Annotated in this window: 23 protein-coding genes and 1 tRNA gene; 10 read left to right on the forward strand and 14 right to left on the reverse strand. The window is 54.8% G+C overall.

Going from position 1 to position 25,269, the window contains the following annotated elements:
* The 4 genes from tig to B2R48_RS02410 form a co-directional block, all read right to left on the reverse strand.
* Nucleotides 1-662 (reverse strand): trigger factor (tig, locus tag B2R48_RS02395; protein ID WP_296997354.1); only part of this gene is annotated, 662 nt, incomplete at its 3' end.
* A 128-nt stretch (nt 663-790) separates the two neighbouring features.
* A tRNA-Leu gene (locus B2R48_RS02400) sits at nt 791-875 on the reverse strand.
* A gap of 168 nt (nt 876-1,043) precedes the next feature.
* Nucleotides 1,044-2,438 carry a malonyl-CoA decarboxylase gene (locus tag B2R48_RS02405; protein WP_296997357.1) on the reverse strand — a complete coding sequence of 465 codons (1,395 nt, stop codon included), beginning with the start codon at nt 2,436-2,438 and terminating at the stop codon, nt 1,044-1,046.
* Nucleotides 2,439-2,581: 143 nt separating this feature from the next.
* Nucleotides 2,582-4,045, reverse strand: coding sequence for an NAD(P)H-hydrate dehydratase (locus B2R48_RS02410; RefSeq protein ID WP_296997360.1), 1,464 nt, complete (start codon nt 4,043-4,045; stop codon nt 2,582-2,584).
* Between the two features lie 195 nt (nt 4,046-4,240).
* Between B2R48_RS02410 and B2R48_RS02415 the strand changes: the two genes are divergently transcribed.
* Both B2R48_RS02415 and B2R48_RS02420 read left to right on the forward strand, forming a co-directional pair.
* Nucleotides 4,241-5,491, forward strand: a complete 1,251-nt coding sequence (locus B2R48_RS02415; RefSeq protein ID WP_296997362.1) for a D-amino acid dehydrogenase — start codon at nt 4,241-4,243, stop codon at nt 5,489-5,491.
* Between the two features lie 34 nt (nt 5,492-5,525).
* Nucleotides 5,526-6,638, forward strand: coding sequence for a PAS domain-containing sensor histidine kinase (locus B2R48_RS02420; RefSeq protein ID WP_062955237.1), 1,113 nt, complete (start codon nt 5,526-5,528; stop codon nt 6,636-6,638).
* A 72-nt stretch (nt 6,639-6,710) separates the two neighbouring features.
* Here the strand turns inward: B2R48_RS02420 and B2R48_RS02425 are convergent, their stop codons facing one another.
* The 5 genes from B2R48_RS02425 to bfr (B2R48_RS02445) all read right to left on the reverse strand — a co-directional run bounded on the left by B2R48_RS02425 (nt 6,711) and on the right by bfr (B2R48_RS02445) (nt 11,242).
* Entirely contained in the window at nt 6,711-7,187 is a 477-nt protein-coding gene (locus tag B2R48_RS02425; RefSeq protein WP_296997367.1) for a c-type cytochrome, read from the reverse strand.
* Between the two features lie 26 nt (nt 7,188-7,213).
* Nucleotides 7,214-7,597: a Cu(I)-responsive transcriptional regulator gene (gene cueR, locus B2R48_RS02430; RefSeq protein ID WP_296997370.1), complete on the reverse strand. Its 384-nt coding sequence runs from the start codon at nt 7,595-7,597 to the stop codon at nt 7,214-7,216.
* Complete coding sequence (locus tag B2R48_RS02435; RefSeq protein WP_296997373.1) at nt 7,594-10,077, reverse strand: heavy metal translocating P-type ATPase; 2,484 nt, start codon at nt 10,075-10,077, stop codon at nt 7,594-7,596. The genes cueR and B2R48_RS02435 overlap by 4 nt, the downstream gene beginning before the upstream one ends.
* Nucleotides 10,078-10,252: 175 nt before the next feature.
* Nucleotides 10,253-10,744, reverse strand: coding sequence for a bacterioferritin (gene bfr / locus B2R48_RS02440; protein ID WP_062954526.1), 492 nt, complete (start codon nt 10,742-10,744; stop codon nt 10,253-10,255).
* A gap of 21 nt (nt 10,745-10,765) precedes the next feature.
* Nucleotides 10,766-11,242, reverse strand: coding sequence for a bacterioferritin (bfr, locus tag B2R48_RS02445; RefSeq protein ID WP_062954524.1), 477 nt, complete (start codon nt 11,240-11,242; stop codon nt 10,766-10,768).
* A gap of 263 nt (nt 11,243-11,505) precedes the next feature.
* On the opposite strand from bfr (B2R48_RS02445), the gene B2R48_RS02450 reads away from it, so the two are divergent.
* Nucleotides 11,506-13,083 carry a cryptochrome/photolyase family protein gene (locus B2R48_RS02450; protein ID WP_296997378.1) on the forward strand — a complete coding sequence of 526 codons (1,578 nt, stop codon included), beginning with the start codon at nt 11,506-11,508 and terminating at the stop codon, nt 13,081-13,083.
* 3 nt (nt 13,084-13,086) lie between these two features.
* On the opposite strand, the gene B2R48_RS02455 is transcribed toward B2R48_RS02450, so the two are convergent.
* The 3 genes from B2R48_RS02455 to B2R48_RS02465 form a co-directional block, all read right to left on the reverse strand.
* Nucleotides 13,087-14,634 carry an FAD-binding domain-containing protein gene (locus tag B2R48_RS02455; protein ID WP_296997381.1) on the reverse strand — a complete coding sequence of 516 codons (1,548 nt, stop codon included), beginning with the start codon at nt 14,632-14,634 and terminating at the stop codon, nt 13,087-13,089.
* A 236-nt stretch (nt 14,635-14,870) separates the two neighbouring features.
* Nucleotides 14,871-15,035 (reverse strand): DUF1127 domain-containing protein, encoded by a 165-nt coding sequence (locus tag B2R48_RS02460; RefSeq protein ID WP_008891829.1) that lies wholly within the window; start codon nt 15,033-15,035, stop codon nt 14,871-14,873.
* 306 nt (nt 15,036-15,341) lie between these two features.
* A complete protein-coding gene (locus B2R48_RS02465) occupies nt 15,342-16,538 on the reverse strand; it encodes an adenylate/guanylate cyclase domain-containing protein (protein WP_296997384.1) in 1,197 nt (398 codons plus the stop codon).
* A 267-nt stretch (nt 16,539-16,805) separates the two neighbouring features.
* Here B2R48_RS02465 and B2R48_RS02470 point away from each other — a divergent pair, with 267 nt between their 5' ends.
* The 4 genes from B2R48_RS02470 to B2R48_RS02485 all read left to right on the forward strand — a co-directional run bounded on the left by B2R48_RS02470 (nt 16,806) and on the right by B2R48_RS02485 (nt 21,071).
* Nucleotides 16,806-18,068, forward strand: coding sequence for an ABC transporter substrate-binding protein (locus tag B2R48_RS02470; RefSeq protein ID WP_062954516.1), 1,263 nt, complete (start codon nt 16,806-16,808; stop codon nt 18,066-18,068).
* A 97-nt stretch (nt 18,069-18,165) separates the two neighbouring features.
* Complete coding sequence (locus B2R48_RS02475) at nt 18,166-19,074, forward strand: carbohydrate ABC transporter permease (RefSeq protein ID WP_062954514.1); 909 nt, start codon at nt 18,166-18,168, stop codon at nt 19,072-19,074.
* Complete coding sequence (locus tag B2R48_RS02480) at nt 19,067-19,954, forward strand: carbohydrate ABC transporter permease (protein ID WP_062954512.1); 888 nt, start codon at nt 19,067-19,069, stop codon at nt 19,952-19,954. Before B2R48_RS02475 ends, B2R48_RS02480 begins: the two co-directional genes overlap by 8 nt.
* 4 nt (nt 19,955-19,958) lie before the next feature.
* On the forward strand, nt 19,959-21,071 hold the full coding sequence (locus tag B2R48_RS02485) for an ABC transporter ATP-binding protein (RefSeq protein ID WP_213473330.1): 1,113 nt from the start codon (nt 19,959-19,961) through the stop codon (nt 21,069-21,071).
* A gap of 71 nt (nt 21,072-21,142) precedes the next feature.
* On the opposite strand, the gene B2R48_RS02490 is transcribed toward B2R48_RS02485, so the two are convergent.
* Together B2R48_RS02490 and B2R48_RS02495 are read right to left on the reverse strand one after the other, a co-directional pair.
* Nucleotides 21,143-22,642 (reverse strand): ATP-binding protein, encoded by a 1,500-nt coding sequence (locus B2R48_RS02490; RefSeq protein WP_296997395.1) that lies wholly within the window; start codon nt 22,640-22,642, stop codon nt 21,143-21,145.
* Between the two features lie 15 nt (nt 22,643-22,657).
* The gene (locus tag B2R48_RS02495) at nt 22,658-23,392 is read right to left on the reverse strand and encodes a response regulator (protein WP_062954505.1); all 735 of its coding nucleotides are present in this window, start codon (nt 23,390-23,392) and stop codon (nt 22,658-22,660) included.
* A gap of 226 nt (nt 23,393-23,618) precedes the next feature.
* Between B2R48_RS02495 and B2R48_RS02500 the strand changes: the two genes are divergently transcribed.
* The 3 genes from B2R48_RS02500 to B2R48_RS02510 are packed head-to-tail and all read left to right on the forward strand — an operon-like array spanning nt 23,619 to nt 25,176.
* Nucleotides 23,619-24,677: an NAD(P)/FAD-dependent oxidoreductase gene (locus B2R48_RS02500; RefSeq protein WP_296997398.1), complete on the forward strand. Its 1,059-nt coding sequence runs from the start codon at nt 23,619-23,621 to the stop codon at nt 24,675-24,677.
* A 23-nt stretch (nt 24,678-24,700) separates the two neighbouring features.
* The gene (locus B2R48_RS02505; RefSeq protein WP_296997402.1) at nt 24,701-24,895 is read left to right on the forward strand and encodes a DUF2256 domain-containing protein; all 195 of its coding nucleotides are present in this window, start codon (nt 24,701-24,703) and stop codon (nt 24,893-24,895) included.
* Nucleotides 24,895-25,176 (forward strand): DUF3253 domain-containing protein, encoded by a 282-nt coding sequence (locus B2R48_RS02510; RefSeq protein ID WP_296997405.1) that lies wholly within the window; start codon nt 24,895-24,897, stop codon nt 25,174-25,176. The genes B2R48_RS02505 and B2R48_RS02510 overlap by 1 nt, the downstream gene beginning before the upstream one ends.
* Nucleotides 25,177-25,269 lie beyond the last annotated feature (93 nt).

The raw sequence follows: 25,269 nt of genomic DNA on the forward strand, positions 1-25,269 counted from the left end.
TCCGGGAATTTCACTTTGACGACGAGTTCGTCACCAGCGTTCACACCGGTCAGCTGATCTTCGAAACCTTCGATGAAGGAACCTGAACCGAGTTCGAGTTCGTAATCTTCGGCTTTACCGCCTTCGAATGCTTCACCGTCGATTTTACCCAGGAAGTCGATGACAACAACGTCACCGGCCTTGGACTTGCGCTTGCGCTTGAGCGGCTCGGTGCTGCCCTGTGCAGATGCAATGCGCTCGAGGGTTTCGGTTACCTTGCTGTCGTCAAGTTCAACAACTTCACGGGTCAGGTTCAGCTTTTTGAAGTCCATCGCTTCGATGACCGGAATGATTTCGACAGCGATGTCGAATTCCAGATCACCACCTTCGTCGAATTTGGTGACTTCGATCTTCGGCTGAACAGCCGGGCGCAGGTCATTGTCGTTCAGAACCTTGCCGGTGTTTTCGTTCACCGCAGCTTCAAGGACTTCACCCATGACTGCCTGGCCATAACGCTGGCGCAGCAGTTTTGCCGGGATTTTGCCTGGACGGAAGCCCGGCAGGCGAACCTGATCCTTGATCTCGTCAAGCTTGGCGACGACTTTTTCTTCGATATGTGCGGCGGGCACGACGACTTTGAACTCGCGCGCCAGGCCTTCGTTTTTGGTTTCAGTAACCTGCATAGATAACTCTTTTGCTTGGTTCGAATAATGTCCGTTACGCGACGCAGTCCGGACGTCAGAAAGTCAATATGACTAAACGAATATATAACCCGATCAAATTCTCGGCCTGCTTTTGGCCACCATGCTTATGGTACGGGTGAAGGGACTCGAACCCCCACGGATTGCTCCACTGGAACCTAAATCCAGCGCGTCTACCAGTTCCGCCACACCCGCACACAAGCATAGAAATCACTCCGGCCAGACCGGAATGAGTGCGCCTTAATACAAACTTCGATCCGCTCATGCAAGCATCGCCTTTTCGACAATTGCAATCTTGTCGAAAATAACCGTCAAACAGGCCCTCAAACGAGGGTAATCAAGCGATTTTGGATATAGACTTCTTCAACGCAGATGCCGTTTGACCGCACTGGACACCGCAATCTTGCCCTGCCCGACATAACTTTCGTGATTTTTTTCGATGGTCGAAAGGTCATAGAGATAGTTCACCATCATCCCGAATGACTGGTTCCAGCCGTTTTCCTTGCCATTGCCGTTCCAGTTCAGCCGTTCGACCCGCGCTCCGTTGCTAAGATGGAAATGCGCGACCGGGTCAAAGGCTGTATCCATCCCGGGACGCTTTGCGTTCAGCAAGTACCAAGCCGTCAGGAATTCGATATTGGCCCGTGTGCGCTCTGAAACGCCATCAGGGCTGGTTGCAGAGGGTTTGGGCCCCATCAGATCGTCACAATCGTTGAGTGCGGCCTCTATTGCCTTGGGCATTCCGGTTTCCTGGCCCTTGGCCATTGTATCAAGCTGGCGATCCATCCAGCTGCGCAGAGCCGGAATGGGAGACAGAGTGGAGAATTGTTTGAGTTGCGGCAGATCGCGTTGCAATTCAGCGACCACCCGCTTGATCAGGAAATCACCAAAACTGATGCCGGCAAGTCCGGCCTGTGCATTCGAGATCGAATAGAAAATTGCGGTGTCGGCCTTAGGCGCCTTTTCATCAACGCCCAGATCATCTTCGCTGCTTTCGATCAGAGCGTCCACATTGCCAGCAATGCCGTTCACAAGCGCGACTTCGACAAAAATAAGCGGCTCGTCGGGCATACCGGGATGAAAGAAGGCAAAACACCGCCGATCGGATGCCAGACGCCGTTTCAGATCATCCCAGCTTTGAATGGCGTGAACCGCTTCATAGGCGATCAGTTTTTCCAAAAGGGCTGCTGGTGAATTCCATGTGATGCGGCTCAGTTCCAGAAAGCCGATATCAAACCAGCTTGCCAGGAGTGTTTTCAGATCACGTTCAAGAATGGCAAGACCCGGCGCTTCCTTGCGCCAGCGCAGAAGATCAGCACGCAGATCAACCAGAAACTTCACGCCCTGCGGCAAGGAATTGAATTCCTTGAGGATTGAGCGAAATGGCGGCACCAGTGCCGCGCGCAGTTCGGTTTCGAGCAAGGCTTGTTCTGCCAGATCATCAGCCGCGGTCCAGTCGGACATCACCGCTGCGACGCGATCCCGGTCGACGCCAAATTCATTTACCAGAAGATGCAGGAATTCACGTTTTCCCTTGTCATCAAGGCGCAGGAAATCATGACCAAGGGCGGCCGCGCGTGCCCGTGCGGATACCGCCCCACCACGTCTTGCCAGACAATCAGCAATCTGTTCGCGCCAGCGATCATGGCGGGTCTGGCTGTCATCAAAACCAAGGCCGCGCACCACGGGGCTGTCACGCAGATCACGCCAAGCGCCGCGCAGATTATCCAGCGTTCTGTCAAGAAATGTCTGAGACATGCTTGTCCCCCACTCCGATATCAGAAGAAAATCAAACCGTTTCCTCAGTGCGTGGTGCCCAAGACATCACGCCATACCGTTTTTATATCGGGTCATTTTGGATCAAGTGCTAGCGTCGAGGGTGACTTCTTGTCCAACCGACCCTAGCCCTTCTTGCGTGACGCCAGCCAAAGTTCGCGCAAAACATCCGGAAGATGTTCGGGGATATCCTCGGCAATCAGGCCGGGACCGATATCCGCACCGCTTCTGGCATGCAGCCAGACACCCATACAAGCGGCATCGAAGCTATCCATGCCCTGCGCCATCAACCCGCCGATAATTCCAGACAAGACATCACCCGATCCGGCTGTTGCCAGCCACGGGACATCCGCCGCACTGATGGCGGCACGGCCGTCAGGTGCTGCAATCACCGTATCGGCCCCCTTGATCAGAACCGTCGCACCGCATCGCTTGGCGGCTGCACGCGCCCGACAAAGCTTATCCCCGGTGATATCAGGGAACAGTCGGGCAAATTCGCCTTCATGCGGTGTCAGGACAGTCGGTCCTTGCACGGCGAAGCACAGCGTGGATGGATCTTCGGAAAAACTAGTCAGCGCATCGGCATCCAGCACCGTCGCACGACACAAATGCAAAAGCTTGAGCACCAGAGCACGGGTATCATCGCCCACACCAAAACCCGGCCCGATGACAAAGGCGTTATGGCGACAATCATTGACCAAATTATCCACCGCAGACATCGGTGCTGTCATATTGCCCGGCGCATCGGACGCGTAAACAGGAAGTACCCCGGCCTCTGCCACAACGGTCAACAGACCAACGCCGGACCGGCGCGCCGCACGGGCAACAAGGCGGGTGGCGCCGGTCATGGTACTGCCACCAAAGGCCAGAAGATGACCGCGATGGTATTTGTGCCCCTCAAGCCCCGGCCAATGGATTCCGGCACGCCACAAAACCGGGTCATTGCGCCAACAGGCGGGCGCAATATCAAGGACCGTCTGATCGGTAATCCCGATATCACGGATAGCAAGTTCGCCACACATCAAGCGACCAGGCAAAAGGTAATGCCCCGGCTTTGCCCGGCAAAAGGTCACCGTCAGGTCGGCCTTGACACCAACACCCAGAACAGCACCGGTATTGCCATCAACTCCCGATGGCACATCAACCGACACAACGCTGCATTGGCTTGAATTGATGGTTGTGACAAGTTCCGCCAGATCGCCCGTGATGGCGCGCGCAAGGCCAGCACCAAAGATGCAGTCGACGACAAGATCGGCACCGACAACAAGTGCGGGCGACAAGCGTTCTGTCGCGCCCTCCCACCTTGCGGCATGCAGGGCCGCGTCGCCCTTGAGATCTGAAATGTCCCCCATAAGCCCCAAACGCACGGACCAGCCCTCGTCACGCAGCAGCCTGGCAATCACAAAGCCGTCCCCGCCGTTATTGCCCGGTCCACACAAAACCGAAACGGATCGGGGCGACCAGTGACGAATGATTTCCTCAAACACGGTACGCCCGGCATTTTGCATCAGGACATCACCGGCAATACCGCCTTCTATTGTGCGGCGGTCTGCCTCATACATCTGATCGGTTGTCAGGATTTCAAACATTTCACCCCGTCATGCCTGTCGTGATCCCGTCCTGGGCGCTTTGCGTCCAGCACCATTTAAAACAGGTCCAGTCGACTGTAGCCATTTAAAATTCACCCCACTATATTGCAGCCAAATTCGCAAGTCTGATAGTTGGCAGAAAGGCTGACAAACGGACACGCAGCACAGGAATTCTCTTAGCAAGGCTTTGCCCGTATGCATGTTGTCGTTATGGGCGCTGGTGTCATCGGGACAACGGCGGCCTGGTATCTTTTGCAAAATGGCCATCAGGTCACAGTGGTTGATCGTCAGCATGCCAGTGCGCAGGAAACGAGTTTTGCCAATGGTGGTCAGATTTCAGCCTGTCACGCGACCCCTTGGGCGAATGCATCTACCCCCAAGCAGATAGCACGCTGGCTTGGCCGCGAAGAAGCACCGCTTCTGGTCAGGATGCGTTTTGATCCGCAGTTGTTTTCGTGGGGATTGCGGTTCTTGCGTAATTGCACCGATGCACGTGCGCGGATCAATCTGGAGAAGGCGCTTCGCGTCGCGATCTACAGCCGCGACTGCCTGCGCGCCCTGCGCGATGATATTGACATCGACTATAAGCACAGCACGCGTGGCATTCTGCATATCTGCCGCAATGAACAGGATATGCATGCCGTCGAAAAGGCCACGGTTCAGATGCAGGCATACGGGCTGAACCGCAAGCTGGTCTCGCCCGAGGAATGCCTTGCCATTGAACCGGCATTGCGCGATGCCAAGGCCCCGATCATCGGCGGCAGCTTTACCCCCGATGATGAAAGCGGCGATGCGCAGATGTTTACCGAGGCACTCACAAGGAACTGTATCGCCAAGGGCGCGTCATTTCAGTTCAACACCAAGATCACCGGCCTGATCCGTGATCAGGACCGTATCACCGCCGTTCAAACAGACAAGGGCGAAATCCCGGCGGATGCCTTTCTGGTATGCCTTGGCAGTTACAGCCCACTGTTGCTCAACCCGCTTGGTATCAAATTGCCGATCTACCCGTGCAAAGGCTATTCGATCAGTATTGATACAACAGGCTATCCAGGCGCCCCCGAAACCGCGCTGATCGATGACAGCGTAAAGATGGTGTATTCACGACTAGGAGAACATCTCAGAGTTGCAGGAACGGCGGAACTGGATGGCTATAACCTGCGTATGTCGGAACGGCGCAAACAACTGATTGTCGATAAAGCGCTGGAATTATTCCCGAATTCGGGTGATCGCTCCAACATCAGCTTCTGGGCGGGTTTAAGGCCTGTTACGCCCGATTCTGCCCCTATTATTGGGGGCACAAAGTATGATAATCTATACCTCAATACGGGGCACGGGACGTTGGGTTGGACAATGAGTTGCGGGTCGGCAAAAACAGTCGCCGATCTTATCAGCAACAAAAATCCTGACATCTCTCTGACGGGGCTTGGTATCGCACGCTTCTAGCGGCGGCCAGAATATCATGGGATCACGGGCTGACATGACCAGCAATACTCCAATCGGCACAACCGATGTGCCTTTGGCAGATCAGGTTGTCCTGAACGCCCTGCCCTATGCTGCCGTCATTTGTGATCGCAACGGCATCGTCATGCAATGCAACGAGGCCATCGCGCGTATGATCGGTGTTTCGCGTGACCGCATGATCGGACGCAAGGCCGGTTTTATTTCCAAAGGTCTGATGAACGATATCGAAGATGTGTTTTCTTCGGGCCGGACATGGCGCGGCGATATCATTCTGGTCGGGGCATCAAAGGAAAGCCACGTCTGTGACCTGTCCATCGCCCCGCTTGAATATTTCCAAAACAATGAAACGCGCACTGCCGTTTTGATGACGCTTCTTGAAAATGACCGTCAGAAACAGGCCGAACGCACATTGATGGAACAAAACCGCAATCAGGCCGATGCCAACGCGTCAAAATCGGACTTTATCGCCAATATGGGCCATGAATTGCGCACACCGCTTAATGCGATCATCGGCAACTCGGAACTCATCGCCCATGGCGTGCTTGGCGACCTGTCCGATGGCTACCGCGATTGCGGGCGCGACGTCTATGAGGCTGGCAAACACCTGCTTGAACTGGTCAATAACGTGCTCGACGTTTCCAAATTGTCGGCCGGTTCGATGACATTGCAGCTTGAAGAATCCGATCTTTGCTCGGTCATGCGCGATGCCGCACGCCTTGTGGGTGATGACCTTTCGCGGCGTGGACATGAATTGCAGTTTGATCTGCCCGATGAACCGGTGTCGATGCTGTGTGACAAGCTCAAGCTCAAACAGATCCTGATCAATATCCTGAGCAACGCGGCAAAATTCACGCCCGAGCATGGCAAAATTCGCCTTGGCCTGACCACAACCGATGAAGACGTAACCTTTGCCGTCGAAGACAACGGTGTAGGCATGAGCCCGAATGACATCCCACGTGCACTTGCGCGGTTTTCCCAGCTCCATCCATCCGGGGTGAAGGAAAGTGTGGGTACCGGCCTTGGCCTGCCACTTGCCAAGCTCCTGGTCGAACTTCACGGAGGACGGTTGAGCATCGAAAGCGACCTTGGCAAAGGCACAACGGTTCGAATTACCTTACCACGTCAATAACACCAGAGTGGTGTCTGCAAAAAAGACCCGACGCCGCGTTTCATGGCCGGGTCTTTTTGTTTTTTTGGGGCATCACTGTGCCGCAGACTGATTAATCTGGTCGTGACGTTCTACGACTTCTTTGGGCCAGCGACTTTTTATGTAAGACAGGCTGGCAATGATTTCCGCATCACTTAGCACATCCTCATAAGCTGGCATGGCTGACTTGTAACCATCCCCTGCCATCGCGGCAGGGCCGTATTTCGTCAGGGCAAAAAGCAACGCATCGGGATGATGCCAGGTATGACCGGTTTCGTCATGTGGTGGTGCTGGCAACAAGCCATCTGGGCCGCGTTCACGCCAGTTTTCTTCACCTTCAAGCTTCACCCCGTGGCAAGACGCACAATTGGCGTCATACACCTTCTTGCCCAAGGCAACCACCTTGAGGTCATCAGGGCGCAGTTCAACATTCTTGTCAGTGCTGGCCCCTGAGCCAAAGAAGGTCACGACACCATAAATAACTGCCGCACCCACCACCGCGCCAAGGGCTATAACGCCTTTGTTTTTCATTTTTTGCTCTCTCTTGTTCGCGCAGCTTAGCGCGCCAGATCGTTGATAATCGGGCAGTTCGGACGGTCATCGCCATGACAGGACTGAACAAGATCGGACAACGTGTCTCGCAGGCTCTGGAGCTCGGCAATTTTGCGTTCGATCTCGATCAAATGGGTCTTGGCGATTTTCTTTACGTCGGCGGACGCGCGGTTGCGATCCTCGTACAACGACAGCAACACGCGGCAATCCTCGACGGAGAAACCAAGCCCACGGGCACGCTGCAAAAAGCGCAACTTGTGGAGATCATCCTCGTCATAGTCGCGGTACCCGTTGGCAAGCCTGCCCGGCGAAACCAACCCGATATCCTCGTAATAGCGGATGGTTTTGGCCGGAAGGCCGCTGTCAGCGGCGGCATCGGAAATATTCATGACTTACTCCCACCCTTTGCATTCCAGCGGCGCAGGGTCAGCGAGTTGCCCACCACCGAGACGGAGCTTAATGCCATCGCCGCACCGGCAATTGCCGGGCTAAGCACACCGAGGGCCGCCAGCGGCACCCCGACCACGTTATAGGCAAAGGCCCAAAACAGGTTCTGGGCGATTTTGCGCCGCGTGGCGATGGAAATATCAATCGCGGCCGATACCAATGCCGGGTCAGACCGCATCAGCGTAATGCCTGCCGTTTCCATGGCCACATCAGTACCACCACCCATGGCAATACCGACATCGGCAGCCGCAAGTGCAGGCGCATCATTGATCCCGTCACCAACCATGGCAACATGACGGCCTTCCTTGCGGAGTTTTTCGACTTCACGCGCCTTGTCCTGCGGGCGAATACGACCTTCGCCGCGTTCCAGGCCAAGTTCGCGCGCCACGTGGCTTGCGACATCCTGACTGTCGCCCGACAACATGATCGATGAAATACCGCGTGCCTTCAGATCAGCAATCGCCTGTTTGGCACCTTCGCGGATGCGATCCTCAAGGGTCAGGTAACCGGCAAAAGTGCCATCGATCGCGACCAGAATAACGGTTCTGCCTTCGCCTTCGTGTTTCTTGACGTCCTTTGCCATATCCCGCGACGGACCAGCGATATCAAGATCAGTCAGCAAGGCTTCGCTGCCAATGGCGATCTTGTGTTTTTCGACATCGGCCATGACACCGGCACCGGTTTTGCCCTTGAAGTTATGGATATCAGGCACTGATACGCCTTCATCCTTTGCAAGCGAGACAACCGCACGCGCCAGGGGATGTTCACTGGCCGCCTGAACGGCAGCGACAAGTCGAAGCAACTCATTGCGATCCACACCGGATGCCGGTTCAACATCGCGCACCGTCGGTGTGCCTTCGGTCAGGGTACCCGTTTTGTCAAAGATGACGGTATCAACGTTGTGGGCCTGCTCCAGCGCCTCGAAATTGCGGATCAGGATACCATTGCGCGCTGCACTGCCCGTCCCGGCCACCAGCGCAGTCGGCGTCGCCAGACCAAGCGCACAAGGACATGCAATCACCAGCACCGATACGGCGGCAACGATGGATGCCTCTGCGCCAAAGCCGGTAAATAACCACGCGGCCAAAGTCAGCAATGCAATGACAACCACAATCGGCACGAACACGGCCGATACCCGGTCGACAAGCTTCTGAACCGGGGCCTTGCCGGTCTGCGCCTTTTCAACCAGGCGAATGATGCGCGACAGCGTCGTATCATCGCCAACCGCACTGACTTCGATATCAAGACGCCCGGTTCCATTCACCGCACCACCAACTACAGTATCGCCACTGACACGCGCCACGGGCCGGGTTTCGCCTGTGATCAGGCTTTCATCAAGTTCACTTTCACCAGCATGAACCTTGCCATCGACCGGCACGCGTTCACCAGGCAACACCCGGACGATATCACCAACTGACAGGCTTTCGACGGCGACATCCTGTTCACCTTCGCCGTCGACCAACTTGCGTGCCCGGCGCGGACGGAGCGCCATCAATTCACGGATGGCAGCCGATGCACCGCGTTTGGCGCGCTCTTCCATGATTTTACCGGCAAGGATCAGGGTGATGATCGCAGCCGAAGCCTCGAAATACAGATGGGTTTGCCCGGCATTGGCGGTAAACATGTTATAAAGACTGAGGAAATAGGCCGCCGATGTCCCAAGCGCGACCAGCACATCCATATTGGCGCTGCGATGGCGAAGAGCGGCAAACGCGCCCTTGTAGAAACGTGCACCGATATAAAACTGAACCGGTGTCGCAAGCACAAGCTCAACCCATGCCGGCAGGTGGTAGGACACACCAAGGTTCATCCAGACCATCTGCAAAACCAGTGGTGCGGTCAGCAATGCCGATACCGCGAGAAGGATCAGGGATTTGTCCTGCTTCTTTTCGTTGCGCGCGGCCTCGTCTGCATCACGATCTTCGGATCCGGATTTATTGCGTGACGTTGCGTGATACCCGGCATCCTCGATCGCCTTGATCGCGATGGCATCGTTGACCTTGCCCGATAGAGCCGAGATATCAGCACGTTCCAGCGCGAAATTGACACTGGCGTCGGTGACACCCGGTACTGCGGACAGTGCCTTTTCAACCCGCAAAGCACAGTTCGCGCATGTCATGCCATCGACATCAAAGGAAAGCTGATGGGTGGCGACGCTATAGCCTGAGTCCGCGACCGCCTCGGCGATTTTGGATGTATCAAGCTTGCTGTCGTCAAAGTGCACAGTTGCACTGTTGAGCGCAAAGTTTACGGTGACATCAGAAACACCATCAAGACCAGCAATGGCCTTTTCAACGCGGCCTGCACAGTTTGCACAGGTCATGCCTTCGATCTCAAGGTTCACTTCGCTGGTATTGGCAGTCGGCTGCACGGATGCCCCACCGCCTGCTGCGGTATCATACTCGTCTGTTCGGCGATCCATATCACGCACCTCAAAAAGGGATTACTACAAGATATGGGGCACGATAGACTTTCCAGCAACTGGAAGGTCAAGACAAAAAAAGCGGCATATAAAAATGCAGGGCCAACACTCTGATAACAAAAAGAAAGCCCCGGACATTGCCGGGGCTTTCTGAAAATTGTTTGCTGGCCGATGATCAGCCTTCCGGGCTGGGTTCCCCGGCTGCACGGAACTGGATGTAGTTCGGCAGGCCCATCATGTCGATCAGGCGAATCTGCTGTTCCAGCCAATACGCATGATCTTCTTCGCTGTCATCAAGCAGCTCAACCAGCATCTGACGTGTCTGAAAATCATCCTCTGCCTCGGCGATCTTGATCGCCTTTTTCAGAAGGTTGATCACATGATATTCGTGTTCGAGATCGTTTTTCATCATCTCGGGCACGGTTTTGCCGATCTTGATCGGTTCGCGCGATGCGGTATCCGGCACGCCTTCAAGGAACAGGATACGCTCGATCAGACGCTTGGCGTGTTCGAGTTCTTCATCCTTTTCGTGATGCATGCGTTCATACAGCGAATGCAGACCCCAATCGGCGTACATTTCGGCATGTGTGTTATACTGGTCGGCCGCCGACAGTTCGGCAGTAAGCTGTTTGTTCAGCGCGGCGAGGACCTTTTTACTACCCTTCATGGCGTAATACTCCTGATCTGATTAGTCGCCGTCGCCTGAACGGCTCTGGATAAAGTTTGCAATCCCGACATTTTCGAGTTGCCATTCTTCGGTCTCAAGCCAATCAACGTGCTCTTCCTGTTCTTCCAGGAATTTCACAAGCAGATCGCGCGTCACAAAGTCCTCGGCCTTTTCGCAGGCTGTGATGGCTTCGCGCAGAAGCGGCAGAGACGCCAACTCAAACTTCATGTCACAGCTGATGATCTCTTCGACATTTTCGCCGATCATCAGCTTGTTAAGGTTCTGGAGGTTGGGAAGACCTTCAAGAAACAGAATACGCTCGATTGTGTCGTCGGCGCGTTTCATTTCCTTGATCGAGAGCTTGTACTCATACTCGCCCATTTCTTCCACGCCCCAGTCCCGCAGCATTCTGGCATGCAGGAAATACTGGTTAATCGCAGTCAACTGATTGGTCAGAATGCGATTAAGGTACGTGATGATCTTGGGATCACCCTTCATTTTGGCTCTCCTGATGGTTGGGCTAAGCAGATAGTGGGAACCCGCTGGCCCCGGTTCAAGGAAAAAACACGCCTTTGATTACCATTATCAATAATTTAGCCGATTTTTCCGAATTTTCCTAGCTGGTCTGAATGACTAAAAATCATTCGCACGGATTTTCCTGAGAATGAAAATCGCTTCGATAGAGTTGCGCTTTTTTGCGATCCTATGCCTGTCTGTTTGCGTACGACTCGTATCGACCGTGCAAACAATTGAAGCAAACCATGAAGCCCAGTTTTCAAAGCATTCGTTTCATTCTTGGTGATCAGCTCACCCCCGGATTATCGAGCCTGAGTGACGCCAAACCTGACCGAGATTTGATCGTCATGGCCGAGCCGCGTGACGAGGCAACCTATGTTCCTCATCATCGCCAAAAAATCGTTATGATCCTGTCGGCGATGCGCCATTTCGCAGCCGAGCTGCGCGATCAGGGCTTCTATGTTGATTACTTCGATTATCAGGACCGGCCGACAACTTCTTTCACCGAGGCGCTGAAGGCGGCGATGTCCGAACACGACATCGAAGAAGTCATTATCACCGAGCCCGGTGAATGGCGGGTCAAACATGAAATTGATAAATGGTCTGAAGACCTTGATATATCGGTTGAAATGCGCGCCGATGACCGCTTCTTTGCCCGGCTTTCAGCGTTCGACGATTTTGCCAAGGACCGCAAGGAACTTCGAATGGAGTATTTCTATCGCGGTTTGCGGCGCGATACCGGCATCCTGATGGAACCCGATGGCAAGCCGGTTGGCGGACAGTGGAACTTTGATCACGACAACCGTAAACGCCTGCCCGATGATGTGACCCCACCAACGCCAAAGACCTTTGCGCCCGACAAGATCACGCAGGACTTGCTTGATTGCGTTTGCGATGATTTTCCCGATGCGCTGGGCGATGTTGCGTCATTCGGCTGGCCGGTAACGCGCAAGGATGCGCTTGCGGCACTGGATCATTTCATCAAGCATCGCTTGGCGTATTTTGGCGATTACCAGGATGCGATGACGGTCAAAAGTGCCACCCTGTATCATTCCCTGATCAGCCCATGCCTTAATACCGGGCTTTTGTTGCCTGATGAAGTCTGCCGGGCGGCCGAGAAGGCCTATCATGATGACCAGGCACCGCTTAATGCGGTTGAGGGGTTTATTCGCCAGATCCTTGGCTGGCGGGAATATGTCCGGGGGCTTTACTGGTATCTTGGCCCGGATTACGGCAGCGGCAATCATTTTGATGCCAAACGCCCCCTGCCCGGATTTTTCTGGGATGGCGATGTACCGATGAATTGCCTGAAGCAGGCGATTGGTGAAACGCTTGAAAATGCCTATGCCCACCACATTCAGCGTTTGATGGTGATTGGCAATTTTTCCCTGCTGGCCGGACTTGACCCCAAAGAGGTCTGCGACTGGTATCTGGCGGTCTATATCGACGCGTTCGAATGGGTTGAACTTCCCAACACCTTTGGCATGGCGCTTTATGCCGATGGCGGCAAGATGGCATCAAAACCCTATGCCGCCAGTGGCAAATACATCGACCGCATGTCGGATTACTGCAAGGACTGCCAGTACAACCCGCGCAACAATACCGGCAAGGATGCCTGCCCGTTTAATGCGCTTTACTGGCATTTCATGGATCGCAATGTCGACAAGCTTGGCAATAATCCGCGCCTTGGCATGCCATACCGCAACTGGGCCCGCATGAAGGACGACAAAAAGCGCGATCTGATCGCACAGGCCGACGCGTTTTTAAGCAAACTTGATGATGGCAAGTTTGATACCGGATCCAAACAAGGCAGCCTTTTCTAACGATCAGAAATCAAACGTGATCTGTTGATCGGATTTATCGCGCCCGGCCGGTGGTCGTTTCTGTTTAAACGTTCGGCTGCCGTGCAGTTTGACGATTTGCTGTGCCTGATCGCGGAAATCATCATTTTTGCGAATGGCCCAGATGTTGGTGCGGGCATGTCGGGCGGCAGCCATATGATCGACAATCGGCGCCGGGTAATGCTTTCCGATCTCAACGCCCAAATCAATCTGTTCAATCGGGGCAAGACGCCAGGGTTCGTGAATAAAGGCGTCCGAAACGTCGCGCAGCTCCGGAACCCAACGCCGAATAAACGCACCATCGTGGTCCTGATCATTGGATTGTTTGACCGGGTTATAGATGCGTGGCGTGTTGATCCCGGTCGTGCCTGATTGCATTTGAATTTGCGGGTAATGAATGCCCGGTTCATAATCGACAAATTGCCGTGCAAGATGCAACGCGGGTTCGCGCCAGTGTTGCCAAAGCTGATAGCTGACAAAGGCAGACAGCATCGCGCGCATTCTGAAATTGATCCAGCCGGTGTGATCAAGAGCGCGCATGCAGGCATCAATAAACGGAAATCCGGTTTTGCCTGCTTTCCACGCCAGAAGTCCCGGATCATCGGAGTTATCTGGACGCAACCCGTCATAGGCCGGGTGCAGGTTTTCGATCTCGATCCCCGGTGTGGTTTCAAGCTTCTGGACGAAATGACAATGCCAGTGCAGCCGGCTTTCATATGCGTTTAGCGCCGAAAGGAAACCTTTGGGGCGATCCGTTGCAGGCATGGCATGGATATCGTGCCGCCTTTCACGCACGGCATGAATGATTTCGCGCAAGGATACTGTGCCATAGGCAATATGGGGGCTTAGCCGAGAACAGCTTTCAAACGCGGTTCGGGGCGATGACATTTCGCGGTGATATCGCTGCCCGCGACAGCCAAGGAAACTGTCAAGCAACTGCATTCCCGCAAGGCGTCCACCAACCTGCGGATCATTGCAAGATGCGGACAAATGTGCCGCCGGATTTTCGGGAATTGTGCCGGGGTCAAGATCAACAGCAGGTGTTTGAAACAGCACCTGCCCGGTCGGTGGGCTGGCAAAAAACGCCTGCCATGCCCTATGCCAGTGATCGCGATCAAGCCTGCCACGGATTACGGCAAACTGACGATGTTCATGGAATGCAATGCCCTGATGGCGCGCCCATTCCGCCACCGCTTGATCACGTTTGAACGTCCATAGGTTGCCGGTTTCTGCATGTGCATGAATGGCACGGATATGGAATTTGTCGGCGAGCCCGGCCAAGACATCAACAACATTGCCAACCCGCACGGTAAGCGATTGACCAAGCGCACGGGCATCAGACGCCAGTTCATGCAGGGACGCGCGGATAAACTGCCAATGCCGTGCCGATGTGTCTGGTAAGCACCAGTAGTCGGGCTCTACGACATAAAGCAACACAACAGGATATCCGTTCGCGATTGCCGCATTCAGCGCCGCATGATCATGCAGGCGCAGGTCACGCTTTAACCAGACAACTGTGATTGGTTTGCCCATCAGCACCACCCAACGACAACGTTTGCATCAGCTGTGGTGGACAGACTTAAAATGCGGAAACAAAACAGCGGCATGCAAACGGAACTCGCAATCACAAGAACATTGCTTCCATACGCTGCGTGACTTTGTCCGGATTGGTTTGGCCCGGAAGCTACCCCAGAAACACAAAAAGCCGGACTTGTGTCCGGCTTTAGCATTGGCAACCCCGATTAACGGGTGCCTATATGGGGCGAGCGTTATGCAATCGCGTCACGAGCCGCTTTACGGGCAACGTCTTTGATCTGCCACTGGGAAATCCCGACATCATCAAGATCGCGCTTATCAAGACCATAAAGTTCGTTGGCAACCGAGCGTGCATAGGCCCAACGGCGAACAGCAACAAGAATACTGGACAGGAACATGTTGAACCTCCTTGGGTTACAAATTCGAATGCCGCCTTGGGGATGATCCCCAACTGTCTGGCGCATTCACTGGCTTGCTTCGCGTTGCAATATGTCTAAATCGGGCTTGATCCTCAACCTCCAAAAAATGCATATCATCTGTGCCAATTATTCACAGGTAGACGCCGCTCAACCAATCATCACCAACAATCCGTGGCTGATAACCCGATTTAATCCGATATTTTGAATTGAATTGCGCTCAAAATAAATGGTGCGACGCACCATTCTGAATACACCACGGAGGAAAACACCCTCCCGGATGCTACCTTAAATCTTGTCTTCATTCGAAAACGGCAATGCAGATTCAAGGGCATGTACGGTCAGCGGCGCGGCAACGCCCTTGACTGCAAAGTCCCCGCAACAGACCGTTGGGGCCGTGATATGGCTTGCCAGCACATCGGACATCAATAACGGGGTCCCGATCTGTTTGGTAAGGCTTTCAAGCCGGGCGGTACGGTTAACCGCCACCCCCATCACGGTAAAATCAAGTCTGTGCGTTCCACCGACATTTCCATAAACCACTTCACCGTAATGCAGCCCGACACCAAAACGCAGCGATGGCAAACCGGCCTTTGACCGGTCTTCATTGACTTTGCCAAGATCGCTTAGGGCAGCCTCCGCCGCACGCAGGGCATTTTCACAAACGGTTTCAGCCGATTGATCGTTCTCTTGGGCAAAGACAATCAGCATGGCATCACCAACAAACCGCAAAATCTCCCCGCCATGGGGGCGCACGGCGCGTTCGACCGTTTCGAAATAGACATTGAGGCTATCAAGGAGTTGCTCGACCGAGAGGGTTTCGGTCAGAACGGTAAAATCGCGCACGTCACTGAACCACAGGGCGGCGCGAATGGTTTCACCGTCGCCACGGCGAATATGACCATGCATGACCCGCGCCCCGGTACGCTCCCCCAAATAGGTATCCAGCAGTGAATGTTCGATGCGTTTGGTGACATGGAGTTCAAGCACCACACCGATATGGTCAAGCAACCCGTCGAAGCAGTTGATTTCGCCATCATCGAAACCGTCAGGCTGATCCGTTGCGATGGTCAGCACACACCAGCGCCCGCCACTGAACCGAACCCGGGTACAGTAATAGTCTGTGAGCCCCATCTCGATCAGCTCCCCGACCAGCGGGTGATGATCAGCTGGATTGACCTTTGCCAGATGAATGCGGACCGGGCCACCATGCAGGTTCACATCCTCAACCGGACTTCCGATATAGGATCCGCTTTCATGAATACCGTGGGAAGCCTCCCACAGATGCGCACCATGTTCACGATCCCAGGTAAAGGACCAGACGGCAACTTGCGGATGAAGGGCCTGCATCGAGCAGCGCATGCGGGCAATGTGAAAGCCGTTGGTATTGAGCTGTTTCATCAATCCGTCAAAGAAGGCATTCGGATCCTCAAGAAACCGGCCTTCTTTGGCTATCCAGTCGATAACAGGCGCATTATTCCACATATCCGGGTCTTATTCCCTTTTTGAGCGCGCAGCAATCGCGACGGAATTTGACGTATTCATTCCACAACGTCACAGCTTTAATGCACACAAACGCCCTAATTGTTTTTGCTGCCCTGCAATATAATTTGGTTGTATATTGCTAATTTTGTAACAGTTTGTTTCAGTTCGCAATCTGGAAACGCCCTGTTACAGTTTTGTGGATGCATTGTGCCCCCTCTCGCAGCATGTTGTCGCTGCAAATGGTTAAAAGCCAGGGAGGAAACCTAGATGTATCTGCGCAAAACCATCCTCGCCACTGGTGTGGCGTTTTCTGCACTCGCGACTGCAAGCTTTGCTCATGCCGAGCCGACCGCTGAAGTTCTGCACTGGTGGACTTCGGGCGGCGAAGCAAAAGCTGTCGCATCCCTTAAAGAAGATTTTGAAGCCAACGGCGGCACCTGGGTTGATAGCCCGGTCGCTGGTGGTGCTGGCGATGCAGCCATGACCGTTCTGCGTTCGCGCGTTCTGTCGGGCGATGCACCGGCTGCTGTTCAGCTTAAAGGCCCGGCCATTCAGGAATGGGCCGAACAGGGTGCCCTTGCTGAACTGAATGACGTTGCTGCTGCTGAAGGTTGGGACGATGTGATCCCGGCTGCGATCCAGGACGTTATGAAATACGAAGGTGACTATGTTGCTGTTCCTGTAAACGTACACCGCGTTGACTGGATCTGGGCAAACCCGACCCTTCTGGCAAAAGTTGGTGTCGAATCCGCACCGACCACCTGGGACGAATTCAACGCTGTTGCCGACAAACTGCAGGCTGCTGGCATTACGCCGGTCGCACATGGTGGTCAGCCGTGGCAGGACGCAACCGTCTTTGAAACCGTCGTTCTTGGTCTTGGCGGCCCGGAATTCTTCCAGAGCGCCCTGATTGACCTCGACGAGGACGCGCTGAACTCCGACACCATGAAAGCGGTGTTTGACCAGATGCGCAAAATCCGCGGTTATGTCGATGCCGACTTCCCGGGTCGTGACTGGAACCTTGCAACCGCAATGGTCATGAATGGCGAAGCCGCCATGCAGATCATGGGTGACTGGGCAAAAGGCGAATTCCTTGCTGCTGGCAAAGTACCGGGCAAAGACTTCATCTGTGCAGCAACCCCGTCAGAGAACGGCTACCTGTTCAACGTTGACAGCTTTGCAATGTTCAACGTTTCGGGTGATGACAAGGTCGAAGGCCAGAAACTGCTTGCCGAACTGATTGTTGGCGAGAAGTTCCAGGAAACCTTCAACCTGCTCAAAGGTTCGATCCCGGCACGTTCGGGCGTATCGCTTGAGAAGTTCGACGATTGCGCCAAGAAATCCGAAGCTGACCTTGAGGCAGCACAGGAAGCTGGCGGGTTCCTGCCGTCCATGGCACATGGCATGGCGCTTCGCGGCCACCTTTCAGGTGCGATCGTTGACGTCGTGACCGCCCACTTCAACTCCGACATGTCGTCTGACGAAGCTGTCTCGCGTCTGGTCGAAGCTGTTGAACTGGCCAAAGACTAATCTCATCTGATCAGAACAATCTGAAATATGAGCACCTTGCAGGCCCCGGATTTTCCGGGGCCTGTTTCCCAGTAATTTAACGTTTGAGGCAAAGGTTATGGGGGCTTCTCAAAGCACCGAAAGCAACCTGATGGCCAGCATTCAGAGACATCTCTCAAAGATCGTTGTTGCGCCGTCCTTTGCTGCGTCCCTGTTTTTCGTCTACGGGTTCATCCTGTGGACCGGCTATATGGCGTTTTCGAAGTCGCGCATGCTTCCCGTCTGGGATTGGGCCGGGCTGCGACAGTATGAACGCCTGTGGCAGATGGAACGCTGGCATGTTGCCATTGAAAACCTGTTGATCTTTGGCGGTCTGTTTATTGTGACCTGCCTGTTCATCGGGTGCCTTCTGGCAGTTCTTCTTGATCAGCGTATTCGCGCCGAAGGTGCGCTTCGCACGATCTTCCTTTATCCGATGGCCCTGTCCTTCATCGTGACAGGTACTGTCTGGAAATGGCTTCTTAATCCGGGCCTTGGCCTCGAAAGCATGATGCATGACCTCGGCTGGACGAGCTTCAAGTTCGACTGGCTGGTCAATTCGGACATGGCGATCTACACGGTTGTGATCGCTGCAGTCTGGCAAGCATCCGGCTTTGTGATGGCAATGTTCCTTGCGGCATTGCGCGGCGTCGATCAGGACATCATTCGCGCAGCCTATATGGACGGTGCCAGCCTGCCCCGGATCTATTTCGGTATCATCATCCCGTCGATCCGCCCGGTTTTCCTGAGTGCGATCGTCGTTCTGGCCCACCTTGCTGTCAAAAGCTTTGACCTTGTCATTGCGCTTACTGGCGGTGGCCCGGGCTATTCATCCGATCTTCCGGCAACCTTCATGTACACGATGGCCTTCCAGCGTAACCAGCTTGGTGTCGGTGCGGCCAGTGCCATGATGATGCTGGCGACCGTTATGGCGATCATTGTGCCGTATCTGTATTCCGAACTGCGCGGAGGCAAGAAAAATGGCTGATATTCAGACCTACAGCCACGACGCAGGCTGGAAACACACAGTTCTGCGCGGGTTGCTTTATCTCGTTCTGATCCTGTTTGCAGCCTATTACCTTTTCCCGCTGATCGTCATGATTTCGACGTCGTTGAAATCGCTTGACGAAATTCGTGAAGGGTCGCTGATTTCGCTGCCGCGCGTGGTGACGTTTGATGCATGGAACTATGCATGGAACGAAGCCTGCGTTGGTGTCGAATGTACCGGGATCAAAATCTATTTCTGGAACTCGGTCAAAATGGCGATCCCCGCCGTTCTGATTTCGACCTTCCTTGGTGCGATCAACGGGTATGCGCTGACCAAGTGGCGGTTCAAGGGTGCAAACATCGTCTTTGCCCTGCTGCTGTTTGGTTGCTTCATTCCGTTCCAGGTCGTTCTGCTGCCGATGTCACAGGTTCTTGGCAAACTTGGTCTTGCCAGCTCCACCCCGGGCCTTGTTCTGGTCCACGTGGTTTACGGCCTGTGCTTTACCACCCTGTTCTTCCGGAACTACTATGTTTCGATCCCGGACGAACTGGTCAAGGCAGCCACCATTGACGGTGCCGGGTTCTTCACCATTTTCTGGCGCATTATTCTGCCGATCTCGACCCCGATCATCGTGGTTTCGGTCATCTGGCAGTTCACCCAGATCTGGAACGACTTCCTGTTCGGTGCCTCGTTTGCTTCTGGCGCAAACGCACCGATGACCGTCGCACTCAACAATATCGTCAACACCACGACCGGCGTGAAACAGTACAACGTTGATATGGCAGCAGCCCTGCTGACCGGCCTTCCGACGTTGCTGGTTTATGTTTTGGCAGGCAAATACTTCGTCCGCGGCCTGACCGCCGGTTCGGTGAAGGGATAAGCAAATGGCATCACTCACCCTCGATAAAGTTCGCAAGGCGTTTGGCCCTGTTGAAGTTCTCAAGGAAATCAATCTGGCGATCGACGATGGCGAGTTTCTCGTCCTAGTCGGTCCGTCCGGTTGCGGCAAATCGACCCTTCTGAACCTGATTGCAGGTCTGGAAACATCCACCGACGGGGAAATCCGCATCGGGGATCGCGTTATCAACGACGTGCATCCCAAAGACCGTAACATCGCCATGGTGTTCCAGTCCTATGCGCTTTACCCGAACATGACGGTGCGCAAGAACATCACCTTTGGCCTCGAAATCCGTGGCGTTTCCAATCAGGAACGCGACAAGGCCGTGGCCGATGTTGCCAAACTGCTCCAGATTGAGCCGCTTCTGGATCGTAAACCATCCCAGCTTTCGGGTGGTCAGCGTCAGCGTGTCGCCATGGGCCGCGCGCTTGTCCGTGATCCGGATATCTTCCTGTTTGACGAACCGCTTTCCAACCTGGATGCGAAACTGCGTGTCGACATGCGCACCGAGATCAAGAAGCTGCATCAGCGTCTTGGCTCGACCATTGTGTATGTCACCCACGATCAGATTGAAGCCATGACTTTGGCATCACGCATCGCGGTCATGAAGGACGGTATCCTGCAGCAGTTCGATACGCCGCAGAATATCTATGAGCGTCCGAACAACATGTTTGTTGCCGGCTTCATTGGCTCGCCCTCGATGAACTTCATCAATGCGACGCTGAGCGAAGACAACGGCAAGCTGGCCGTGACAATTCCGCGCGGCAGTGATCCGATTGTTCTGCCGCTGTTTGAGGCACCGGAAAGCTATCATGGCTATGTCGGCAAGGATGTTGTCTTTGGCATCCGCCCCGAAGCCCTGACACACAAGCGTACCGGTTCGGATGAACCGGGCAGCCAGTATGTCAATTTCGACAGCAAGGTTGAAGTGATCGAACCGACCGGTGCCGACACCATGACCGTGATCGAAATCGCTGGTAAGGAAATCGTCGCACGTGTCCGTCCGGACCGCGCACCAACACCGGGCGAGAGCATGACGTTCTCGGCCGACATGTCTCAGATCAGTCTGTTTGACCCGGATACCGAGTTGCGGATCTGATCTGACTGGCGGGTGGTTCTGGGGGCCACCCGCCATTCTTCTTTTTGGGCCCTGCCCTGTGCCGCAGCTGCCTAAACCCTGCGCGGCAGGGACACGATAACTTCAAGCCCTTTACCCGGCATATTGCGCAGCTCGATGCGCCCGTCATGGGCATCAATCACCGTTTTCACGATAGACAGCCCAAGACCACTACCCCCTGTGCTCCGCGCCCTTGATCCTTCAACACGATAGAATGGCAGGAATACCTTGTCCTGATGTTCGACCGGGATACCGGGCCCTTCATCTCGGATGGTAACCAGAACAGTGTCTGCCGTGGCTTCAAGGCTGACATTGGCGCGATGGCCATATTTCAGGGCGTTTTCAATCAGGTTGGTAAAGGCGCGCTTCAACGTACCCGGACGACACGACAACCGGATGCTGCGTTTACCATCGAAGCTATGGGCATCATCGCCACCGCCAAACACAGTATGGACAGAGCTGAACTGCAAGGGCTGTGGCCCGGCAAAGCTCACCGGGCGGCCAAGATCGGCATAGTCATCACAGATGGCTTCAAGCACGGAGACGAAATCCACCGTACGCTCTTCCTCCTTGGCGATCCAGTCACCGAGGAAATCGAGCGCGTCATTCAAAAGACTGTCCATTTCATCAAGATCACGCAGCACGGTTTCACGCAGCTCATCATTTTCAATGAATTCGGCACGCAGGCGCAGACGCGTGCTTGGTGTGCGCAGATCGTGCGAAATCGCGGCCAGCATCCGGGTCCGGTCCCCCAGCATCCTTGAAATGCGTTCGCGCAGATCGTTGTAGGCCGCGGCCATTGACCGGGCCTCTGTCGGGCCGCGTTCCTCAACGGGCGGGCCGCTGACCTCATCGCCATGATCGATAATCGCGCGTGTCAGGCGCTTGAACGGCCCGGCCAGAAGGTCTGCAAGGCCGGCAAACACCACGAGGACTGCGGCCACCCCCATAAGGAACATCAGGAAGACAAGCGACGGCGATGCATAGTTCGCCCAAAGCTCATCATGTCGAACGAGGATGCGTTTGCCAGACGGCATCAGGATTTCGACCTGTGCCTCAAGCCCCAGTCGGGCAATTTCACGCGACAATTCGGCAAAGAACAGGCTGGGGTTTTCAGTGGCCTCAATGGTGGCGCGCTGTTCGGAGCTCAGCCGCCCGCGTTCGAAATGCACCTTGACCGAGGTCGGCCACCCTGTGTTCGCCAGACGCGCAGGCATGGCGATGTGCTGTGCGGGCCTCGAAAACAGCAACAGCGTCCCGACATCATCGGGCGGAAGAATGCGCAGCGTCATGCCATCACGTGCCGCGATATCGACGATGTTCTCTTCAAATTCCGGGTTTTCGGCGATCCGCACCAACTCACGAATGGTAAAGCCCAGCGTATAGGCGCGGCCAATGCGTTCATCACGCTCGATGACGTAATAGGACGCCAACGCGCTGAGCACGGCAATGATCAGCCCGCCCAGCATCATCAGAAGAAAGATACGCCCGCCCAGCGTGCGCGGCTTATAGCGGCGCAAATAGTTGCTGAATTTTGCGAACGTATCGGCCATGGGTTGGATCAGGCCCTAAAGCGTCTGGGTGTCGGCGCAGAATTGATAGCCGATGCCGCGCACTGTCTTGATCAGTTTCGGGTTCTTGGCATCTTTTTCGATCTTGCGGCGCAGGCGACTGATTTGAATATCGATGCTGCGATCAAACGGAAGCGAGCTTTGGCCGCGGACAATATCAACAAGCTGTTCACGCGATAGCGCGCGCTTGTTGTTCTTGACCAACGCCAGAAGCAACGAAAACTCGCCGGTCGAAAGGTGTACCGCAACATTGTCGGCATCGCGAAGCTCGCGCGACCCGATATCAAGCGTCCATTCGCCAAAAATGATCTTGTGCGCCGGGGTAACCTCGTTATCGGACGGCGCGACCGTACCGGTTTCAAAGCGACGGAAAACAGCCCGAATGCGCGCCAGCAATTCACGCGGATTGAACGGCTTGGTCAGATAATCATCTGCGCCAAGTTCAAGGCCCAGAATACGGTCAGTATCCTCGCCAACCGCAGTCAGCATGACAATCGGCACCTTGGAGGTGCGCCGGACATCACGGCACAGCGCAAAGCCGTCCTCGCCCGGCAGCATGATATCGAGAATGACCAGATCAATTTTCCAGTCACGCAGCGCGCGGTGCATCTCATTACCGTCCGAGACGGTGGTAATGCGAAAACCGTGCTGTAACAGGAACTTTTTCAAAAGCTTCTGGATTTCCTGGTCGTCATCAACGACCAGAATATGTGGTTCACGTCGCGTCGTCAGTGTCCCGAACTCCCCTGATTTTCATCGGCCATGTCCCTGACCGTGGCCGGAGTTTAGTCGATATCGCCAGCGGTTTGAACCATTTTACCAATTGACGATCAATTGCAAACAAATGGGCGCGGTTTTCCATTTTATCGCCGTTCACTGTGCTCCAAACCGACGCGGGATCCGTATGCAAATAACATAAACAAAGTCAAAAGCGGTCCGGATCAGACAGGAGCCAAACATGCCTCGGATGTCGAACGTCAATATTGCCATTATTGGTGCCGGAATGGCCGGCCTCAAAGCCGCCAACACCCTGCATCGAATTGGCGTCAACGTCACCGTTTTCGAGAAAAGCCGCGGACTTGGTGGTCGTTTGGCATCGCGCCGTACAGAGTTCGGCCATTTCAACCACGGTGCGCAATACGTCACAGCGCGCGATCCGGGCTTTAATGCGTTTCTTCAGGAAGCAACCGAATTCAAAGTTGCACAGAACTGGTCCCCCAATCTGCATCGGGGCAGTGGTGCCACAGGAACTGCAGCGACGGGAACCAACGATACCCTGTCGCCAATCGCCCGCCATGTCGGCAACCTTGCAGAAGAGCAATGGTATCAGGGCGCACCGCAAATGAACAAACTGATCCGTCCGCTGGTTGATACCTTTCCGATTCAAAAACAACACCGCATTATCGGTATTGAACCTGTAAATCAGCGCAACTTCATGCTTCATGACGACCTTGATGGGTCGTTTGGACCGTTCGACGGTGTGATTGTCACAGCACCTGCCCCGCAAACCGCTGATCTGTTGCGTCCGCTTGCTCCGCGCTTTGGCCCGATTGACGAGGTCGTCATGGCGCCCTGCTGGGCGGTGATGGCAGCGTTCAAAAAGCCGCTTCCGACCGGATTTGATGCGATGCTGTATCCAAGTGCAGAAATCAGCTGGGCGGCACGCAGCAGCCAAAGTAACGATGCGCTGCATCGTCGCACCCCCGACGCATGGGTCCTGCATGCCAGCCCGGAATGGTCGCACGCACATCTTGAAGATGACAAAGAGCGCGTGATCGAAAAGCTGCTCGAAGCCTTGCGCACTGCAAGCGGCGTCAAATTGCCCGAACTACATTCGGTACAAGCACACCGCTGGCGTTATGCCCGCACAGAAGTCCCCCTTGGCATGAGCCACCTTAACGGCATGAACGGCCGGGTGATTGCCGCCGGCGACTGGTGCCTTGGTGCACGGGTTGAGGCCGCCTGGCGCAGTGGTCGATCCGCTGCCCATTCGATGATCGAAACGCTGCTGGGATAATCGCAAAAGATGAGCACTTCGGAATGCCGAAAAATGCCAACGGACACACCCATGGCAAGTCAAACCTGCCACAGAAAACCTGCGTGACATGTGCGCGCCCGTTTAACTGGCGGCGCAAATGGAAGAACTGCTGGCACGCAGTTCAATATTGCTCCGAACGATGCCGACGGCACCGAAAGCAGGCTCCGCAAGTGGATCAGCAAAGCCAGGTGTCATGATGTTTGATCAGAAAGACGAAGACCAGCCGACCTATGCCATCCTGCGCCAGCGGATGGTTGATATGGCAACACAACGCGGTGTGGAGAAGACGATCTGCCCGTCCGAGGTCGCAAAGTCATTCGGGTCCTATTGGCGGGGTCTTATGCCACGCGTCCATCAAGTTGCAGACCAACTTTGCGCCGAAGGAAAGCTGACTTTTGAAAAGAGCGGCGTCAGCTATGGCCGACACCGCCCGTCAGGTTATTATCGATTGCGTATCGTCCCCGAAGATGAGGACTAAGCAGCGTTAGCCACGCAAGCCATGCAGGCGTTTGATCAGGCCTGCGGTCGATGCATCACGTGTACCGGTATCTTCCTTGCCCTCAACCATCGG

The organism is Thalassospira sp. UBA848 (assembly GCF_002295455.1).
GTDB lineage: Bacteria > Pseudomonadota > Alphaproteobacteria > Rhodospirillales > Thalassospiraceae > Thalassospira.

Coding starts and splice junctions, on each gene's coding strand:
- B2R48_RS02405 (WP_296997357.1), bottom strand. CDS start 2,438: ATGTCTCAGACATTTCTTGACAGAACGCTGGATAATCTGCGCGGCGCT.
- B2R48_RS02410 (WP_296997360.1), bottom strand. CDS start 4,045: ATGTTTGAAATCCTGACAACCGATCAGATGTATGAGGCAGACCGCCGC.
- B2R48_RS02415 (WP_296997362.1), top strand. CDS start 4,241: ATGCATGTTGTCGTTATGGGCGCTGGTGTCATCGGGACAACGGCGGCC.
- B2R48_RS02420 (WP_062955237.1), top strand. CDS start 5,526: ATGACCAGCAATACTCCAATCGGCACAACCGATGTGCCTTTGGCAGAT.
- B2R48_RS02425 (WP_296997367.1), bottom strand. CDS start 7,187: ATGAAAAACAAAGGCGTTATAGCCCTTGGCGCGGTGGTGGGTGCGGCA.
- cueR (WP_296997370.1), bottom strand. CDS start 7,597: ATGAATATTTCCGATGCCGCCGCTGACAGCGGCCTTCCGGCCAAAACC.
- B2R48_RS02435 (WP_296997373.1), bottom strand. CDS start 10,077: ATGGATCGCCGAACAGACGAGTATGATACCGCAGCAGGCGGTGGGGCA.
- bfr (WP_062954526.1), bottom strand. CDS start 10,744: ATGAAGGGTAGTAAAAAGGTCCTCGCCGCGCTGAACAAACAGCTTACT.
- bfr (WP_062954524.1), bottom strand. CDS start 11,242: ATGAAGGGTGATCCCAAGATCATCACGTACCTTAATCGCATTCTGACC.
- B2R48_RS02450 (WP_296997378.1), top strand. CDS start 11,506: ATGAAGCCCAGTTTTCAAAGCATTCGTTTCATTCTTGGTGATCAGCTC.
- B2R48_RS02455 (WP_296997381.1), bottom strand. CDS start 14,634: ATGGGCAAACCAATCACAGTTGTCTGGTTAAAGCGTGACCTGCGCCTG.
- B2R48_RS02460 (WP_008891829.1), bottom strand. CDS start 15,035: ATGTTCCTGTCCAGTATTCTTGTTGCTGTTCGCCGTTGGGCCTATGCA.
- B2R48_RS02465 (WP_296997384.1), bottom strand. CDS start 16,538: ATGTGGAATAATGCGCCTGTTATCGACTGGATAGCCAAAGAAGGCCGG.
- B2R48_RS02470 (WP_062954516.1), top strand. CDS start 16,806: ATGTATCTGCGCAAAACCATCCTCGCCACTGGTGTGGCGTTTTCTGCA.
- B2R48_RS02475 (WP_062954514.1), top strand. CDS start 18,166: ATGGGGGCTTCTCAAAGCACCGAAAGCAACCTGATGGCCAGCATTCAG.
- B2R48_RS02480 (WP_062954512.1), top strand. CDS start 19,067: ATGGCTGATATTCAGACCTACAGCCACGACGCAGGCTGGAAACACACA.
- B2R48_RS02485 (WP_213473330.1), top strand. CDS start 19,959: ATGGCATCACTCACCCTCGATAAAGTTCGCAAGGCGTTTGGCCCTGTT.
- B2R48_RS02490 (WP_296997395.1), bottom strand. CDS start 22,642: ATGGCCGATACGTTCGCAAAATTCAGCAACTATTTGCGCCGCTATAAG.
- B2R48_RS02500 (WP_296997398.1), top strand. CDS start 23,619: ATGCCTCGGATGTCGAACGTCAATATTGCCATTATTGGTGCCGGAATG.
- B2R48_RS02505 (WP_296997402.1), top strand. CDS start 24,701: ATGCCGAAAAATGCCAACGGACACACCCATGGCAAGTCAAACCTGCCA.
- B2R48_RS02510 (WP_296997405.1), top strand. CDS start 24,895: ATGTTTGATCAGAAAGACGAAGACCAGCCGACCTATGCCATCCTGCGC.